The sequence below is a fragment of the Pseudomonas sp. P20 genome (genome assembly GCF_016463925.1).
In the GTDB taxonomy this organism is placed as follows: Bacteria; Pseudomonadota; Gammaproteobacteria; order Pseudomonadales; family Pseudomonadaceae; genus Pseudomonas; species Pseudomonas aeruginosa.
In genome coordinates, this window is record NZ_JAEMVM010000013.1 from 141,753 (window position 1) to 157,867 (window position 16,115).

Genomic DNA, 16,115 nt, shown 5'->3' on the forward strand with positions numbered 1-16,115 from the left:
ACTCCTTTCGAGGTGTTCCTGGCGGCTGTGGATAACCGCGGCGCTCAGGGTTTTGGGCTTGGCCGGCAAGCTTACTTGCGCGAGAAGTGCACCACCAGCTTGTCGCCCACGGTTTGCAGAATCTGGACGAGGATCAGCAGCATCACCACGGTGACCACCATCACGTCGGTCTGGAAGCGCTGATAGCCGAAGCGGATCGCCAGGTCGCCCAGCCCGCCGGCGCCGACCACTCCGGCCATCGCGGTGTACGAGACCAGGGTGATGGCGGTGACGGTGATGGCGGCGATGATGCCCGGCCGGGCTTCCGGCAGCAGGGCGTTCCAGATGATCTGCCGGGTGCTGGCGCCCATCGCCTGGGTTGCCTCGATGATGCCCTTGTCGACCTCGCGCAGCGCGGTTTCCACCAGGCGCGCGAAGAACGGCGTGGCGCCCACCACCAGCGGCGGGATGGCCCCGGCGACGCCCAGCGAGGTACCGGTGATCAGTACGGTCAGCGGGATCATCACGATCAGCAGGATGATGAACGGCAACGAACGGAGGATGTTCACCACTAGCGAGAGCAGGGTGTAGACCGCCTTCTGCTCGAACATCTGCCGTGGCCCGGTAAGGAACAGCAGGACGCCGAGGGGCAGGCCGAGGACCACTGTGAACAGCAGCGAACCGCCGAGCATCCAGAAGGTGTCGACGCTGGCCAGCCAGATTTCGTACCAGTCGATGTTGGCGAAGCTCATGGTTTCGAAGAAGTCCATCAGCGCAGTACCTCCACATGTACGTCAGCGGCGTTCAACTGGCTCATGGCGGCTTCCAGGTCACCGCCGACCAGGGCCAGGGTCAACTGGCCGTAGGGCGTGTCCTTGATGCGGTCGATGCGTCCGGAAAGGATGCTGTAGTCGACCCCGGTCTGCCGCGCCACGGTGCCCAGCAGCGGCGCATAGGTGGCTTCGCCGCGGAAGGTCAGGCGCAGGATGAGACCCGGCACGTGGGCGAAATCGTCGTGGCGCTCGTCCTCGTCGACTCGTTCGGCCTCGAACACGAAGCGGCGGGTGGTCGGGTGCTGCGGATGGAGGAAGACATCGGCGACATCGCCCTGCTCGACGATGGCGCCGCCGTCCATGACCGCGACCTGGTCGCAGACACGGCGGATCACGTCCATCTCGTGGGTGATGAGGACGATGGTCAGCTTCAGCTCGCGATTGATTTCCGCCAGCAGTTGCAGGACCGAGGCGGTGGTCTGCGGATCGAGGGCGCTGGTGGCCTCGTCGCAGAGCAGGATGCTCGGCCGGCAGGCCAGGGCGCGAGCGATGCCGACGCGCTGTTTCTGTCCGCCGGAGAGCTGGGCCGGATACTTGCGCGCGTGGTCGGACAGGCCGACCCGCGCGAGCAGCTCGGAGACCCGCGCATCGACTTCGGCACGGCTGAAGCCGCCGGCCAGGCGCAGGGGCATGGCGATGTTGTCGGCGACGGTCTTCGAGGACAGCAGGTTGAAGTGCTGGAAGATCATCCCGACGCGCTGGCGGAAACGGCGCAGGCCTTCGGCGTCGAGGGCGGTGACGTCTTCGCCCTCGACCAGGATGCGGCCGCCGCTGGGCTCCTCGAGGCGGTTGATCAGGCGCAGCAGGGTGCTCTTGCCGGCACCGGAATGGCCGATCAGGCCGAAAATCTGCCCGGCCTGGATGTTCAGGCGGGTCGGTTGCAAGGCGGGGATTTCCCGACCGGCAACTCGATAGGTCTTGTGGACGTCGTGGAATTCGATCACTGGGCGAACCTTGTGGGTGCGGCGATGCTGTTACGGCTGGAGCACGGGCGGTCAGCTAAACCGAGCATTTTACCTTGCTTTCTTATGCATTATTAATATTTATTGGTGATGAAAAATCATTGAAATGGAATAAGCGTCTGGTGCGCTCCCGACAAGCGCTTTCTGCTGCGGCCGGGGCAGGACCGGTCTCAATTCCGGGGGGTAAGTATCAATCGGGTTGGCTTGTCGGCCTGTACGACATGGCTGAGATGCAGGTCGAAATCGGGTGAGAGCTTCTTCACCCGCGCCAGGAGCTGGTCGGAAACCAGCGGATAGTCGCTGTCCCGGCGCACTTCGATATGCACCCTGCAACGGTAGGCGACGACATCCGCGGCCACCGCGTCGAGCACCGCACCGAGGCCGCCCTGGCCGGTGCCGTCGAGCATCGGCAGGGGCACGGCGCTGCTGGCCGCTTGCGGATCGATCAGGTGGGGAGCGCCGGGCAGCGGCTTCAGCTCGCCGCCGGGCGGCGTCTGGATGATCTGCTGCATCTGCTGCTGGGCCGCCTGCTGCATGCGTCGGGCCTGCTCGGCGCGGGCGGGATCGACCTTGGCGCGGTTGATCGCACCGTCCAGCCCGGCGGTCAGCGCCGGCGCTTTGGGCATCAGTCCGCGGGCATGGCCGAGGGCGCTGGTGGCGGTGTTGAGGTCTCCTTGACGCAGCGCGGTTTCCCCGCGCTGCATGTAGGCCTCGGCCAACTGGCGGCGGAACGCTTCGACGCGCTCGTCGCCGGCGGCTGCGCTGCGCAGGGCCAGCCATTGTTGCTCGGCCTGTTCGAGCTTGCCGGCGGCCAGGGTTTGCTGCAGTTCGGCATAGGGATCGGCGGGCTGCGCCTGGGGCGCGACCACCGGCGTCGGTTGCGACGACGCATTGCCCTGGCAGGCGCTGACCAGCAGCGCCGCCGCCAGGACGGACAGCAGGCGAAAGAAGGACGACATCATTCCTGCGGGTTCTCGTTTGGTCAAAAAATCGCCAGATTCTACACCGTGCGACGGGGCAGGACAAAACTCAGCAGGAACAGGCCGGCGGCGCTGACCACGATTGAGGGGCCGGCGGGGGTATCCTTGAACCAGGACAGGGCCAGGCCGGCGCACACCGCGACCAGTCCCAGCAGGCTGGCGCCGACCGCCATCTGCTCGGGACTGCGGGCATGGCGCTGGGCGGCGGCGGCGGGAATGATCAGCAGCGAGGTGATCAGCAGTACGCCGACGATCTTCATTGCCACGGCGATGACGATGGCGATCAGCAACATCAGCGCCAGGCGGATCGCTCCGACCGGCAGGCCTTCCACCTTCGCCAGTTCCTCGTGCACGGTGATCGCCAGCAGCGGCCGCCAGAGGAAGCAGATCAGTGCCAGGACCAGCGCGCTGCCGGCGATTATCCACAGCAGGTCGCTGGCGCTTACCGCCAGCAGATCGCCGAACAGGTAAGCCATCAGGTCGACCCGCACTTCCTTCATGAAGCTCAGGGTGACCAGGCCCAGCGACAGGGTGCTGTGGGCGAGGATGCCCAGCAGGGTGTCGGCGGCCAGCGGCTGGCGCTGCTGCAGGGTCACCAGCAGCACTGCGAGCAGCACGCAGCCGACGGTCACAGCCAGGGTCGGGCTGACATCGAGGAGGAAACCCAGGGCTACCCCGAGCAGTGCGGCGTGGGACAGGGTATCGCCGAAATAGGCCATCCGCCGCCAGACCACGAAGGAGCCCAGGGGGCCAGCCACCAGGGCCAGGGCGAGGCCGGCGAGGAGGGCGTTGAGCAGGAAGTCAGCCATGGTTGCAGTCGGGGCCGTGCTTGTGGACAGGAGTGAAGCGGGTGCCTGGAGGCAAGGCGCCGGGACCGGCCTTGACCACCTCGCCGTGGAGGTCGTGGGCGTGGTCGTGATGGTGGTGGTAGATCGCCAGGCTGCGAGCGTCCTGGCCGAACAGCTCGACGAAGGCCGGGTCGCCGCTGACCTGCTCGGGGTGCCCTGAGCAGCAGACATGGCGGTTCAGGCAGACCACCTGGTCGGTGGCGCTCATCACCAGGTGCAGGTCGTGGGAGACCATCAGCACACCGCAGCCGTAGCGGTCGCGCAGTTTGCCGATGAGGCGGTAGAGTTCGGCCTGGCCGGCGACGTCGACGCCCTGCACCGGCTCGTCGAGCACCAGTAGCTCGGGCTTGCGCAGCAGAGCGCGGGCCAGCAGCACGCGTTGCAGTTCGCCACCGGAAATGCTTTGCAGCGGGCGCTCCAGCACGTGCGCCGCGCCGACCTCGCGCAACGCCGCCAGCGCCTGCTCGCGCCTGACCCCGGGTACCAGGCGGAGGAAGCGCAGTACGCTGAGCGGCAGGGTGGCGTCGACGTGGAGTTTCTGCGGCATGTAGCCGATGGTCAGCCGCGGCCGTCGCCAGACCTCGCCGACGTGCGGCTTGAGCAGGCCGAGCACGCTGCGTACCAGGGTGGTCTTGCCGGCGCCGTTGGGGCCGATCAGGGTGACGATCTGGCCGGGCTCGATGGCCAGGTCGACATCGCTCAGCACCGCCTGGCCGTTGAAGGACACGCCGACCTGGGTCAGCCGCACCAGCGCGTTGTCCATCAGGCGTCCTTCTGGTCCCGGCAGGTGCCGCAGAGGCCGACCACCTCGACGGTCTGGCTTTCAACGGCGAAGCCGACGCTGTTCGCTCCGGCGACGATGGCCCGGCTGATATCCGGCTGTTCCAGCTCGATCGCGGTGTGGCAGGTGCGGCAGATGAGGAACTGGCCCTGGTGGCTGTGCTCCGGGTTGTTGCAGCCGACGAACGCGTTGAGCGAGGCGATGCGGTGCACCAGGCCGTTCTCCTGGAGGAAGTCCAGCGCGCGGTAGACGGTCGGCGGCGCGGCGCGGCGGCCGTCGGTTTCGCTGAGCACCGCGAGGATATCGTAGGCCCCCAGCGGCTTGTGGCTCTGCCAGACCAGCTCCAGCACGCGCCGCCGCAATTCGGTCAGGCGTACGCCCTGGCGCGCGCACAGCGCATCGGCCTCGGCCAGCGCGGTGCTGACGCACTGGCTGTGGTCATGGGGCTGGCAGGCCAGCGGGGTCTTGGGCGCAATCTTGTACATGGGCTGCGACGCTCGAGGGTAGAGACGTTATTATATTACCCGCTAACCACCTTTCATGTGAGTGCCGCCGTGACCCTGCGTCCCTTTGCCCTGCTGTCCGCCTGCTTCGCCCTGTTCCTGCTGGCTTCGCCGGCGCGCGCCGAGGTCAGCGTGCTGACCAGCATCAAACCGCTGCAACTGGTCGCCGCGGCCATCCAGGACGGCGTCGGCCAGCCGGACGTACTGCTGCCGCCGGGCGCCTCGCCGCACCAGTACGCCCTGCGTCCTTCCGACGTACGGCGGCTGCGCGAGGTGCAATTGTTCTACTGGATCGGCCCGGACCTGGAAAACTTCCTGCCCAAGGTGCTCGCCGGCCGCCAGGGCGCCAGCGTCGCGGTGCAGGACCTGCCGGGCATGCACCTGCGCAAGTTCGTCAATTTCGAGGAAGAGGAGCATGCCGGGCACGACGAGCACGACCATGACCATCGTCCCGGCATGCTCGACGCCCACCTCTGGCTGTTGCCGGCCAACGCCCGCACCATCGCCGCGCGGATGGCCGAGGACCTGGCCCAGGTCGACCCGGCCAACGCCGGGCGCTACCGGGCCAACCTGAAGGCCTTCGAGGAGCGCCTCGGCGGGCTCGACGGCAAACTCCGCGAACGCCTGGGCAAGCTTGCCGGCAAGCCTTTCTTCGTCTTCCATGAAGCCTTCGACTATTTCGAGGAAGCCTACGGATTGCGCCATACCGGCGTGTTCGCGGTATCCGCGGAGGTCCAGCCGGGAGCACGCCATGTCGCCGCCATGCGCGCCCAGCTGAAGGCCGCCGGTCCGGCCTGCATCTTCAGCGAGCCGCCGCTTCGACCGCGGCTGGCCGACACCCTCAGCGAAGGCCTGCCGGTGCGCCTGGCCGAACTGGACGACCTGGGCGTGAACGTGAGCGTGGACGCCAACGGCTATGAGAATCTTCTGAACAACCTGGCAGGCGAATTTGCCGGCTGTCTGGAAAAGCTCTGAAAACCCGTGACTGATGGCCGCGCCCTCTTGCGCGCGGCGTCCCGATGACTAAGGTTGTCTGTTGCTGCCTGACACAAGATATTGATTCCCGTCAGGTACGGATAACTAGATGTTGCGTACGGTGGCCGGCTTCGGACGCCCCAACAACCATCGGGAGGTTAATCAGCGGATGGCCAAGACAGACGCACGCAGTCCCCGCACCGAACGCGGGACCATCGCCCTGCAGGACGCGTCGCAGGATATCTGGGACAAGAAGTACCGGCTCAAGAGCAAGGACGGTACGCCGGTGGATGCCAGCGTCGACGGTACCTGGCAACGCGTCGCCCGCGCCCTTGCCGATGTCGAGGACAAGGCCTCCCGCGAACACTGGTACGGGCGCTTCCTCTGGGCCCTGCGCAACGGCGCCATCCCGGCCGGCCGGATCATTTCCAATGCCGGCGCCCTGGGGCACAAGCCGGCCACCTCGACCATCAACTGCACGGTGTCCGGGACCATCCAGGACTCCATGGACAACATCCTCGAGAAAGTCCACGAGGCCGGCCTGACGCTCAAGGCCGGCTGCGGCATCGGCTATGAGTTCAGCACCCTGCGCCCGCGCGGCGCCTACGTTTCCGGTGCCGGTGCCTACACCAGCGGGTCGCTGTCGTTCATGGACATCTACGACAAGATGTGCTTCACCGTCAGCTCCGCCGGCGGCCGCCGCGGCGCGCAGATGGGCACCTTCGATGTCAGCCACCCGGACGTCCGCGAATTCATCCGCGCCAAGCGCGAGGACGGGCGCTTGCGCCAGTTCAACCTGAGCCTGCTGATCACCGACCAGTTCATGCAGGCGGTGGAACAGGACGCCGACTGGCCGCTGGTATTCCCGGTGCACGTGAAGGAGCGCGACGAGATCGACCTCGACGACCCCAACGCGGTGGTCTGGCGCGAATGGCCGATCCAGGACGACTACGTCCAGCGCGCCGACGGGCTGGTCGCCTGCAAGGTCTACGGCCAGGTCCGCGCCCGCCACCTGTGGGACATGATCATGGTCTCCACCTACGACTATGCGGAGCCGGGCTTCATCCTCATCGACCGGGTCAACGAACTGAACAACAACTGGTGGTGCGAGGCGATTCGCGCCACCAACCCCTGCGGCGAGCAGCCTCTGCCGCCGTACGGCTCGTGTCTGCTCGGCTCGGTCAACCTCACCTGCTTCGTCGAGCAGCCATTTGGCGACGAGGCGCGCTTCGACTGGGACCGTTTCCGCGAAGTGGTGCGGGTGTTTACCCGGATGCTCGACAACGTGGTGGAAATCAACGGCCTGCCGCTGGAACAGCAACGCCAGGAAATCCTTGGCAAGCGCCGGCATGGCATGGGCTTCCTCGGCCTGGGCTCGACCCTGACCCTGCTCAAGCTGCGCTACGGCAGTCCCGAGGCCTGCGTATTCACCGAGGAAGTGGCGCGGGAAATGGCCCTGGTGGGCTGGGAAGTGGCCCTGGAGCTGGCCAGGGAGAAGGGCCCGGCGCCGATCCTGGCGCAGGACTACGAAGTCACTGCGGAAATGCTTCGCAAGCGTCCGGAAATGGCCGCCGATGGCTATAAGGCCGGCGACCGCATCCGCGGCAGCGTGCTTCACGCCAAGTATTCCCGCTACATGCAGCGGGTCGCCGAACATGCTCCGGAACTGATCGAGGCGTTGGCTGAAACCGGCGCGCGCTTCACCCACCACAGCTCCATCGCGCCGACCGGGACCATCAGCCTGAGCCTGGCGAACAACGCCTCCAACGGCATCGAGCCGAGCTTCGCCCACCATTATTCGCGCAACCTTATCCGCGAAGGCCGCAAGACCAAGGAAAAGGTCGAGGTCTACAGCTACGAGCTGCTGGCATACCGGACCCTGGTCAACGCCCAGGCCCTGCCGGACAGCGACGACCCGGCGCGACGCCTGCCGGACTACTTCATCACCGCCGACAGCGTCACCCCGGCGCAGCACGTGGACATCCAGGCGGCGGCGCAGAAGTGGGTCGATTCGTCGATCTCCAAGACCGCCAACGTGCCCACCGACTACCCGTTCGAGGACTTCAAGGACATCTACCGCTACGCCTGGCACCAGGGACTCAAGGGCTGCACCACCTTCCGCTTCAATCCCGAGGCGTTCCAGGGCGTGCTGGTCAAGGAGTCCGACCTGGAGAAGACCCGCTACCGCTTCGAACTGGAGGACGGCAGCGTGGTGGAGTTCAAGGGCAACGAGCAGGTCGAGTACGACGGTGAGATCCATACCGCCGCCAACCTCTTCGACGCCTTGAAAGAAGGCTATTACGGCAAGTACTGAGGCCGGGGGAATCGATATGTCAGCAGTCAAGATCACGCAGAAGATCAAGGGCTTCAAGGTCGTCAACGAAGCCGAGGAGCAGGCCCTTGCCGCCGCCGCGGAAGCCGCGTCGGTGGTGCAGATGGACGAGACCCTGGAGCGCCCGGATACCCTGATCGGCGCCACCTACAAGATCAAGTCGCCGCTGTTCGAGCACGCGCTCTACGTGACCATCAACGACATGGTCCTCAATGCGGGCACGGCGCACGAGCAGCGGCGTCCCTTCGAGATCTTCATCAACTCGAAGAACATGGATCATTTCCAGTGGATCGTCGCACTTACCCGCATCATGTCCGCGGTTTTCCGCAAGGGCGGCGACTGTACCTTCCTTGTCGAGGAACTCAAGGCGGTATTCGACCCGCGCGGGGGCTACCTGAAGAAAGGCGGCATCTACATGCCTTCCATCGTCGCCGAGATCGGCGGCGTGCTGGAGCGCCACCTGACGGCCATCGGCTTGTTGCGTGGCCCTGAACTGGACGAGGAACAGCGCCTTTTCCTCGCGGAAAAACGCGCCGCCTACGAGGCCGCCCAGGGCACCAGCAAGGTCGAGCCGGGCGAAGGCTTCCCCGCCGGCGCGCAACTGTGCGGCAAGTGCAACAGCATGGCGGTGGTACAGATGGACGGCTGCGCCACCTGCCTCAACTGCGGACACTCGAAATGTGGGTGAGCACTTGAAAAACGCATGCGTTTTTCAATGCGAACGACCGGCCAGGATGGCCGGGCCGGGGGTGGGCTGAACGACGAAGCCTCGACAGGATGTCAGCTCGGCCTTACCCAAGACGCCGAACCGCATGCGTTTTGAAGGGCGAACGACCGGCCAGGATGGCCGGGCCGGGGGTGGGCTGAACGACGAAGCCTCGACAGGATGTCGGCTCGGCCTCACTCCAAGACGCCGAACCGCATGGTTTTTGAAGGGCGAACGGCCGCAGGACGGCCGTGCTCCTGTGGTTCCTGCCTACAACGCAAACGGCAAATGAATCTCCACGTTCTGCCGTTGCGCCAGGCGCATCTCGAACTCCGCCGGATCATGGATCAGCACGTCCTGTCCGGCGAACGCCTCGGCGGCGATCAGTCGCGACAGCCAGAAGCGCACGCAGGCGACCCGCAGCATGCTCGGCCAGTGCTCGGCTTCCAGCGCGGTGAACGGCCGGCGGTTGGCGTAGGCGGCGAGCAGGGCGCGGGCGCGGGCCGGGTCCAGGCTGCCGTCGGCATTGGAGCACCAGTCGTTCAGGGTGATCGCCAGGTCGTAGAGCATCCAGCCGGAGCAGGCATTGTAGAAGTCGATCAGACCGGCCAGGTGCGGGCCGTCGAACAGCACGTTGTCGCGGAACAGGTCGGCATGCAGGTTGGCGCGCGGCAGCGCAGGGCGCTCGGCATCCAGCGCGGCGATCTCCGCCAGGGCCGGGGCGAGCAGGGCGCGGGCCTGTTCCGGTAGTCGCGGGGCGAGGTTGGCACCTTGTTCCAGCATCCAGGGCAGACCACGGTCGCTGGGGCGTTCGAGGATGCGCCCGCGGGTGGCGGCGTGAAGGTGGCCGAGCAGATCGCCCACTTCCTGGCAGTGGTGGGCGTTCGGCTGCTGCTCGTGGCGGCCGGCCAGGCGCGGTTGCAGCAGCGCCGGCTTGCCTTCGAGACGGCGCAGGGCCTCGCCGTCGCGGGTGCGCAGGGCGTAGGGCACCGGCAGGCCGTCCTCGTGGAGCACGTCGAGCAGTTCGATGAAGAACGGCAGGTCCTGCACCGGGCCGCGCTCGACCAGGGTCAGGACGAACTCGCCGTGTTCCAGGCTGACGAAGAAGTTGCTGTTCTCGGAGCCTTCGGCGATGCCACGGAAATCCCGCAGGCGGCCCAGGTCGTAGGGGGCGAGGAAGGCTTCCAGGGTCGAGCGTTCGAGTGGGGTGAACACCGACATGTCAGCGCGGCCTCGCCAGGTTGGAAGTGCACATCACCAACTGAAGATCTCCCATTGTGGAATCAGCTTGTCCGGCTGGTCGGAGCGAATGAAGTTGCCATCGCTGCCGTCGGCGCGGACCAGGAAATAGGGTTTGCCATGCTTGGGAACCACCTTGATGGCGTAGAGGAAGCCATTCACGCGGTATTCCTGGATGGTCTTGTCGCCCTCCTGGCGGATGGTTACGTCGGGCTCGCCGGAAGGCGCGTCGTCGTCCGCCGCCATCGCGACGAGCGGGGCGAACGCCAGCAGTCCGGCGAGCATCAAGCGGTTCAGCGTACGCATGGTAACCTTGCTCCTTTATCGAATCGTCCAGGGTTCATTCTACACGCCCTGGTCTCCGGAAAAGGTTGATTCCCCTCATGAGCCAAGCGCCCCTCGTCCTGGTGGACGGTTCCTCGTACCTGTACCGCGCCTTCCATGCCCTGCCGCCGCTGACCACTTCGACCGGCAAGCCCACCGGTGCGGTGAAGGGCGTGCTGAACATGCTCCTGAGCCTGCGCAAGCAGTACCCGGACAGCCCGTTCGCGGTGGTCTTCGACGCCAAGGGCCCGACCTTCCGCGACGAGCTGTTCGCCGAGTACAAGGCCAACCGGCCGTCGATGCCCGACGACCTGCGGGTCCAGGTCGAGCCGCTGCATGCCAGCGTCCGCGCCCTCGGCCTGCCGCTGCTGTGCGTGGAGGGGGTCGAGGCCGACGACGTGATCGGCACCCTGGCGCGCAGCAGCGCCGCGGCCGGCCGCCCGGTGGTGATTTCCACCGGCGACAAGGACATGGCGCAACTGGTCGACGGGCACATTACGCTGGTCAACACCATGACCGGTAGCCGCCTCGACGTGGATGGCGTGAAAGAGAAATTCGGCGTCGGTCCTGAGCTGATCATCGATTTCCTCGCCCTGATGGGCGACAAGGTCGACAACATCCCCGGCGTTCCCGGCGTCGGCGAGAAAACCGCGCTGGGCCTGCTGACCGGCGTCGGTGGCGGCCTGAAGGTGCTCTACGCCAGCCTGGACAAGGTGCCCGAGCTACCGATCCGCGGCGCCAAGGGCTTGCCGGCGAAGCTCGAGGAAAATCGCGAGCAGGCGTTCCTGTCCTATCAGTTGGCGACCATCAAGACCGACGTCGAACTGGACGTGGAGATCGACAAGCTGTATCCCGGCGAGCCGCAGCGCGAAGCGCTGATCGCCCTGTACCGCGAGCTGGAGTTCAAGAACTGGCTGGACGACCTCCTGCGCGAGGCCAAGGAGGCCGGCGAGAACGGCGAGGCGGAAACGCCTATCCAGGCCGAGGTCGACTACGACGTGGTGCTCGACCAGGCCGGGTTCGACGCCTGGCTGAAGAAGCTGGAGGAGGCCGAGCTGATCGCCTTCGATACCGAGACCACCAGCATCGACGCCCAGCAGGCGCAGGTGGTGGGGGTGTCCTTCGCCGTGAAGGAGGGCGAGGCCGCCTACGTGCCGCTGGCCCACAGCTACATGGGCGTTCCCGAGCAACTGGACCGTGACGCGGTGCTGCGTGCGTTGAAACCGCTGCTGGAGGATCCGAAGAGGCTCAAGGTCGGCCAGCATGCCAAGTACGACATCAATGTCCTGGCCAATGCCAGCACCCCCATCGCGCTGCGGGGCGTAGCCTACGACACCATGCTCGAGTCCTATGTGCTGGACTCCACCGCCACTCGCCACGACATGGACAGCCTGGCCCTGAAGTACCTCGGCCACAGCACCATCCGTTTCGAGGACATCGCCGGCAAGGGCGCCAAGCAACTGACCTTCGACCAGATCGCCATCGAACAGGCCGGGCCCTATGCGGCGGAGGACGCCGACGTGACCCTGCGCCTGCACCAGGCCCTGTGGCAGAAGCTGGAGGCGATCCCGTCCCTGGCCAGGGTCCTGACCGATATCGAGATGCCGCTGGTACCGGTGCTGGCGCGGATCGAGCGCAACGGCGCGCTGGTCGACGCCAACCTGCTGGGCATCCAGAGCCGCGAACTGGGCGAGAAGATGGTCGCCCTGGAGCGCCAGGCATACGACCTGGCGGGGCAGGAATTCAACCTCGGCTCGCCCAAGCAGCTCGGCGCGATCCTCTACGACAAGCTCGGCCTGCCGGTGCTGAGCAAGACCGCGACCGGCCAGCCGTCCACCGCCGAGGCGGTGCTCGCCGAACTGGCCGAGCAGGACTTCGAGCTGCCCAAGGTGATCATGCAGTACCGCTCCATGAGCAAGCTCAAGAGCACCTACACCGACCGCCTGCCCGAGCAGATCAACCCGCGTACCGGACGCATCCATACCTCATACCACCAGGCGGTGGCGGCTACCGGGCGGCTGTCGTCGAGCGACCCGAACCTGCAGAACATCCCGATCCGTACCGCGGAGGGCCGGCGCATCCGCCAGGCGTTCGTCGCGCCGCAGGGCTACAAGCTATTGGCCGCGGACTACTCGCAGATCGAGCTGCGGATCATGGCCCACCTGGCCAAGGACGATGGCCTGCTGGATGCCTTCCGCCACGACCTGGACGTACACCGCGCCACCGCGGCGGAAGTCTTCGGCGTGCCGCTGGAAGACGTCAGCGGCGACCAGCGACGCAGCGCCAAGGCGATCAACTTCGGATTGATCTACGGCATGAGCGCCTTCGGCCTGGCCAAGCAGATCGGTGTCGAGCGCAAGGAGGCCCAGGCCTACATCGACCGTTACTTCGCCCGCTACCCCGGCGTCCTGGCGTACATGGAACGGACCCGCGCCCAGGCCGCGGAGCAGGGCTTCGTCGAAACCCTGTTCGGCCGTCGCCTGTACCTGCCGGAGATCCATTCGAAGAACGGCGCCATGCGCAAGGCCGCCGAGCGCACCGCGATCAACGCGCCGATGCAGGGCACCGCGGCGGACATCATGAAGCGCGCCATGGTCGCTGTGGATAACTGGCTGCAGGAAAGCGGCCTCGATGCCCGGGTGATCCTCCAGGTGCACGACGAACTGGTGCTGGAAGTGCGCGAGGAGCTGGTCGAGCAGGTGTGCGAGGGAATCCGCCCGCTGATGAGCGGAGCGGCGACCCTGGACGTACCGCTGGTGGTCGAGGCGGGTGTCGGTTCGAACTGGGACGAAGCCCACTGATGAACGGTTGCGAGGCCCGTGTGGCGGGCCTTGCGAGCAGGTCCGGAGTGCCCGGTGAGGGTGCCGTGGAAAAGTTTTTCGCGGTGCGCTGAACTTTCCCGTTTTGCCGACAGTCAGAACACACGAATGGCTTCTTGAGCCCTTCGATGCTCCTTTGCAGTGTTTAGTGTTGGCAGATTCCTGGACCCCGCCCTAGCGGTCCGGACTTGAACCCCGAACTTCCCCCTCCCCATACGAAGCTCGGGGTTTTTTTTGCCTGGAATTCAGGCTTCCTCGAACGCCTCTTGTTCCTCGTCCAGCAGGCCCAGCCATTGCGCCAGGACCATTTGCGCCTCGTCGATGCCCTGGCGCTTGGGCGCGGAGAACAGTTGCAGGGTGGCGACGTCGCCCCAGCCTTGCTGGACTTCCCGGCGTACCTTGAGCAGGGCGTTCTTGGCCGCGCCGAAGGCCAGCTTGTCGGCCTTGGTCATCAGCACATGGATCGGCAGCTGGCTGGCCTGTGCCCAATCCAGCATCAGTCGGTCGAAGTCGGTGAGCGGGTGGCGGATGTCCATCATCAGGAACACCCCGGCCAGGCTTGCGCGGCTGCTCAGGTAGGCTTCCAGGTGGCGCTGCCAGTGCTGCTTCAGGGGGATCGGCACCTTCGCGTAGCCGTAGCCGGGCAGGTCCACCAGGCGCCGCGAGTCGTCCAGGGCGAAGAAATTGAGCAGTTGGGTACGTCCCGGGGTTTTCGAGGTGCGCGCCAGGTTGGCGTGGGTGAGGGTGTTCAGCGCGCTCGACTTGCCGGCATTGGAGCGCCCGGCGAAAGCGACTTCCAGGCCCTCGTCGGGGGGGCACTGGTCGACCTGGGCGGCACTGATGAGAAAGCTGGCCTTCTGGCACAGGCCGACGATGGGGTTCTTCTCTGACATGGGTTATCCACAGGGGTGCGACTCGGTGTCGCGGGGGGCTGTTTCGTTTCCGTTTCGGTATCGGAAGTATATAATGCCGCGGATTTTGTGTGCGCTTTATCCCCCAGGGTCGAGCGCGCGCGGGAACGGACAGAGCATTTTCCGCGCGGTAGAACGCGGGCGTTCCCCCTGATGAGGACGATCATGAAGAAACTGCTGCTCGCAGCGACAGTCGTTGCGGTGGCCGTTACGGCGCAGGCGGCGCAGGACCCGGAAGCAGTGTTCAACCGGACCTGTGGCGCGTGTCACGACGGCCAGCTGCCGATGGCGCCGAAAAAGGGCGACCATGCCGCCTGGGAGCCGCGGCTGGCCAAGGGCATGCCGACCCTGGTCCAGCATGTGACCAACGGATTCAACGCCATGCCGCCCCGCGGCCTGTGCACCGACTGCAGTGCCGAAGACTACCAGGCAACCATCCAGTGGATGGTGAAGAAGTAGCCGAAGCCCACTATCTTTCACCCTTAGCCGTAATTGGATTAGCTGATGAACAAACTTCTCGTGAGTCTGCTGTTGACCCTGGGTCTGACCGGCCTTGCCCATGCCGCTGGCGATGCCGCCGCGGGCCAGGCGAAAGCCGCGGTGTGCGGCGCCTGTCACGGTGCGGATGGCAACAGCCCGGCGCCGAACTTCCCGAAACTGGCCGGCCAGGGCGAGCGTTACCTGCTCAAGCAGATGCATGACATCAAGGACGGCAAGCGTACCGTGCTGGAAATGACCGGGCTGCTGACCAACCTCAGCGACCAGGACCTGGCCGACATCGCCGCCTACTTCGCCAGCCAGAAGATGAGCGTCGGCATGGCCGATCCGAACCTGGTGGCCCAGGGCGAAGCGCTGTTCCGCGGCGGCAAGATCGCCGAAGGCATGCCGGCCTGCACCGGTTGCCATTCCCCGAGCGGCGTCGGCATCGCAACCGCCGGTTTCCCGCACCTGGGCGGCCAGCACGCGACCTACGTGGCCAAGCAGCTGACCGACTTCCGCGAAGGTACCCGCACCAACGACGGCGACACCAAGATCATGCAGTCCATCGCCGCCAAGCTGTCGAACAAGGACATCGCCGCGATTTCCAGCTACATCCAGGGTCTGCACTGATCGCTGCGTAGCACGGCAAAAAAGATGTATGAAAAAGGGTGGCCTCGGCTGCCCTTTTTTGCGTCCGCCATCGCTACAATGCTGGAACCCGTGACCGCTCCCCCCGGTCGAACTGACCGGGCCGAACCCGGCCGGAGAGCGGCACTGACCTCGCCTAGGAGTGAACGATGCGTAACCTGATTCTCACCGCCATGCTGGCCATGGCCAGCCTGTTCGGCATGGCCGCCCAGGCCGACGACTATACCGCCGGCAAGGAATACGTCGAGCTGAGCAGCCCGGTGCCGGTGTCCCAGCCGGGCAAGATCGAAGTGGTGGAACTGTTCTGGTATGGCTGCCCGCATTGCTACGCGTTCGAGCCGACCATCGTGCCGTGGAGCGAGAAGCTGCCGGCAGATGTCCATTTCGTGCGCCTGCCTGCCCTGTTCGGCGGTATCTGGAACGTCCATGGGCAGATGTTCCTGACCCTGGAAAGCATGGGTGTCGAGCATGACGTACACAACGCCGTGTTCGAGGCGATCCACAAGGAGCACAAGAAGCTCGCCACTCCGGAAGAAATGGCCGATTTCCTCGCCGGCAAGGGCGTGGACAAGGAAAAATTCCTGAGCACCTATAATTCCTTTGCCATCAAGGGCCAGATGGAAAAGGCCAAGAAGCTGGCGATGGCCTACCAGGTCACCGGCGTACCGACCATGGTGGTCAATGGCAAATACCGCTTCGACATCGGCTCCGCCGGTGGTCCGGAGGAAACCCTCAAGCTGGCCGACTACCTGATCGAGAAAGAGCGCGCAGCGGCCAAGAAGTAGGCAAGGTGAT

16 protein-coding genes are annotated in these 16,115 nt (G+C 65.7%); 7 read left to right on the top strand and 9 right to left on the bottom strand.

Annotated elements, in window-relative coordinates:
• Nucleotides 1-71 precede the first annotated feature (71 nt).
• The 6 genes from JHD77_RS18410 to zur all read right to left on the bottom strand — a co-directional run bounded on the left by JHD77_RS18410 (nucleotide 72) and on the right by zur (nucleotide 4,868).
• Nucleotides 72-749, bottom strand: a complete 678-nt coding sequence (locus tag JHD77_RS18410; protein WP_003097004.1) for a methionine ABC transporter permease — start codon at nucleotides 747-749, stop codon at nucleotides 72-74.
• Nucleotides 749-1,756 carry a methionine ABC transporter ATP-binding protein gene (locus JHD77_RS18415; protein ID WP_003097002.1) on the bottom strand — a complete coding sequence of 336 codons (1,008 nt, stop codon included), beginning with the start codon at nucleotides 1,754-1,756 and terminating at the stop codon, nucleotides 749-751. Before JHD77_RS18415 ends, JHD77_RS18410 begins: the two co-directional genes overlap by 1 nt.
• A 188-nt stretch (nucleotides 1,757-1,944) precedes the next feature.
• Nucleotides 1,945-2,733: a PA5502 family lipoprotein gene (locus JHD77_RS18420; protein ID WP_003122325.1), complete on the bottom strand. Its 789-nt coding sequence runs from the start codon at nucleotides 2,731-2,733 to the stop codon at nucleotides 1,945-1,947.
• Nucleotides 2,734-2,774: 41 nt separating this feature from the next.
• A complete protein-coding gene (gene znuB / locus JHD77_RS18425; RefSeq protein ID WP_003096998.1) occupies nucleotides 2,775-3,563 on the bottom strand; it encodes a zinc ABC transporter permease subunit ZnuB in 789 nt (262 codons plus the stop codon).
• Nucleotides 3,556-4,365 carry a zinc ABC transporter ATP-binding protein ZnuC gene (gene znuC / locus JHD77_RS18430; RefSeq protein WP_003099732.1) on the bottom strand — a complete coding sequence of 270 codons (810 nt, stop codon included), beginning with the start codon at nucleotides 4,363-4,365 and terminating at the stop codon, nucleotides 3,556-3,558. The genes znuB and znuC overlap by 8 nt, the downstream gene beginning before the upstream one ends.
• Nucleotides 4,365-4,868 carry a zinc uptake transcriptional repressor Zur gene (gene zur / locus JHD77_RS18435; RefSeq protein ID WP_003096992.1) on the bottom strand — a complete coding sequence of 168 codons (504 nt, stop codon included), beginning with the start codon at nucleotides 4,866-4,868 and terminating at the stop codon, nucleotides 4,365-4,367. The genes znuC and zur overlap by 1 nt, the downstream gene beginning before the upstream one ends.
• 69 nt (nucleotides 4,869-4,937) lie before the next feature.
• On the opposite strand from zur, the gene JHD77_RS18440 reads away from it, so the two are divergent.
• From JHD77_RS18440 to JHD77_RS18450, 3 genes are all read left to right on the top strand, one after another.
• Nucleotides 4,938-5,861: a zinc ABC transporter substrate-binding protein gene (locus JHD77_RS18440; protein ID WP_003099734.1), complete on the top strand. Its 924-nt coding sequence runs from the start codon at nucleotides 4,938-4,940 to the stop codon at nucleotides 5,859-5,861.
• 109 nt (nucleotides 5,862-5,970) lie between these two features.
• Nucleotides 5,971-8,175, top strand: a complete 2,205-nt coding sequence (locus tag JHD77_RS18445) for an adenosylcobalamin-dependent ribonucleoside-diphosphate reductase (RefSeq protein WP_191519381.1) — start codon at nucleotides 5,971-5,973, stop codon at nucleotides 8,173-8,175.
• Nucleotides 8,176-8,191: 16 nt separating this feature from the next.
• A complete protein-coding gene (locus JHD77_RS18450) occupies nucleotides 8,192-8,881 on the top strand; it encodes a TSCPD domain-containing protein (protein ID WP_003096987.1) in 690 nt (229 codons plus the stop codon).
• 288 nt (nucleotides 8,882-9,169) lie between these two features.
• Here the strand turns inward: JHD77_RS18450 and JHD77_RS18455 are convergent, their stop codons facing one another.
• Both JHD77_RS18455 and JHD77_RS18460 read right to left on the bottom strand, forming a co-directional pair.
• Nucleotides 9,170-10,120, bottom strand: coding sequence for a homoserine kinase (locus JHD77_RS18455; protein ID WP_031756763.1), 951 nt, complete (start codon nucleotides 10,118-10,120; stop codon nucleotides 9,170-9,172).
• A 33-nt stretch (nucleotides 10,121-10,153) separates the two neighbouring features.
• Nucleotides 10,154-10,444 (bottom strand): DUF2782 domain-containing protein, encoded by a 291-nt coding sequence (locus tag JHD77_RS18460; protein WP_003096984.1) that lies wholly within the window; start codon nucleotides 10,442-10,444, stop codon nucleotides 10,154-10,156.
• Between the two features lie 77 nt (nucleotides 10,445-10,521).
• Here JHD77_RS18460 and polA point away from each other — a divergent pair, with 77 nt between their 5' ends.
• Nucleotides 10,522-13,263: a DNA polymerase I gene (gene polA / locus JHD77_RS18465; protein ID WP_031756761.1), complete on the top strand. Its 2,742-nt coding sequence runs from the start codon at nucleotides 10,522-10,524 to the stop codon at nucleotides 13,261-13,263.
• 263 nt (nucleotides 13,264-13,526) lie between these two features.
• Here the strand turns inward: polA and yihA are convergent, their stop codons facing one another.
• A complete protein-coding gene (gene yihA, locus JHD77_RS18470; protein WP_003161102.1) occupies nucleotides 13,527-14,174 on the bottom strand; it encodes a ribosome biogenesis GTP-binding protein YihA/YsxC in 648 nt (215 codons plus the stop codon).
• Between the two features lie 183 nt (nucleotides 14,175-14,357).
• On the opposite strand from yihA, the gene JHD77_RS18475 reads away from it, so the two are divergent.
• The 3 genes from JHD77_RS18475 to dsbA all read left to right on the top strand — a co-directional run bounded on the left by JHD77_RS18475 (nucleotide 14,358) and on the right by dsbA (nucleotide 16,105).
• Entirely contained in the window at nucleotides 14,358-14,651 is a 294-nt protein-coding gene (locus JHD77_RS18475) for a c-type cytochrome (protein ID WP_003096979.1), read from the top strand.
• A gap of 45 nt (nucleotides 14,652-14,696) precedes the next feature.
• Nucleotides 14,697-15,302, top strand: coding sequence for a c-type cytochrome (locus JHD77_RS18480; protein ID WP_003102831.1), 606 nt, complete (start codon nucleotides 14,697-14,699; stop codon nucleotides 15,300-15,302).
• Nucleotides 15,303-15,469: 167 nt separating this feature from the next.
• Nucleotides 15,470-16,105 carry a thiol:disulfide interchange protein DsbA gene (gene dsbA, locus JHD77_RS18485; RefSeq protein ID WP_003096976.1) on the top strand — a complete coding sequence of 212 codons (636 nt, stop codon included), beginning with the start codon at nucleotides 15,470-15,472 and terminating at the stop codon, nucleotides 16,103-16,105.
• Nucleotides 16,106-16,115: the final 10 nt, after the last annotated feature.

Bases quoted from the DNA above. Each gene is read 5' to 3' on its own strand.
- JHD77_RS18410 (WP_003097004.1), bottom strand. From the start codon at position 749: ATGGACTTCTTCGAAACCATGAGCTTCGCCAACATCGACTGGTACGAA.
- JHD77_RS18420 (WP_003122325.1), bottom strand. From the start codon at position 2,733: ATGTCGTCCTTCTTTCGCCTGCTGTCCGTCCTGGCGGCGGCGCTGCTG.
- znuB (WP_003096998.1), bottom strand. From the start codon at position 3,563: ATGGCTGACTTCCTGCTCAACGCCCTCCTCGCCGGCCTCGCCCTGGCC.
- znuC (WP_003099732.1), bottom strand. From the start codon at position 4,365: ATGGACAACGCGCTGGTGCGGCTGACCCAGGTCGGCGTGTCCTTCAAC.
- zur (WP_003096992.1), bottom strand. From the start codon at position 4,868: ATGTACAAGATTGCGCCCAAGACCCCGCTGGCCTGCCAGCCCCATGAC.
- JHD77_RS18445 (WP_191519381.1), top strand. From the start codon at position 5,971: ATGTTGCGTACGGTGGCCGGCTTCGGACGCCCCAACAACCATCGGGAG.
- JHD77_RS18450 (WP_003096987.1), top strand. From the start codon at position 8,192: ATGTCAGCAGTCAAGATCACGCAGAAGATCAAGGGCTTCAAGGTCGTC.
- JHD77_RS18455 (WP_031756763.1), bottom strand. From the start codon at position 10,120: ATGTCGGTGTTCACCCCACTCGAACGCTCGACCCTGGAAGCCTTCCTC.
- JHD77_RS18460 (WP_003096984.1), bottom strand. From the start codon at position 10,444: ATGCGTACGCTGAACCGCTTGATGCTCGCCGGACTGCTGGCGTTCGCC.
- polA (WP_031756761.1), top strand. From the start codon at position 10,522: ATGAGCCAAGCGCCCCTCGTCCTGGTGGACGGTTCCTCGTACCTGTAC.
- yihA (WP_003161102.1), bottom strand. From the start codon at position 14,174: ATGTCAGAGAAGAACCCCATCGTCGGCCTGTGCCAGAAGGCCAGCTTT.
- JHD77_RS18475 (WP_003096979.1), top strand. From the start codon at position 14,358: ATGAAGAAACTGCTGCTCGCAGCGACAGTCGTTGCGGTGGCCGTTACG.
- JHD77_RS18480 (WP_003102831.1), top strand. From the start codon at position 14,697: ATGAACAAACTTCTCGTGAGTCTGCTGTTGACCCTGGGTCTGACCGGC.
- dsbA (WP_003096976.1), top strand. From the start codon at position 15,470: ATGCGTAACCTGATTCTCACCGCCATGCTGGCCATGGCCAGCCTGTTC.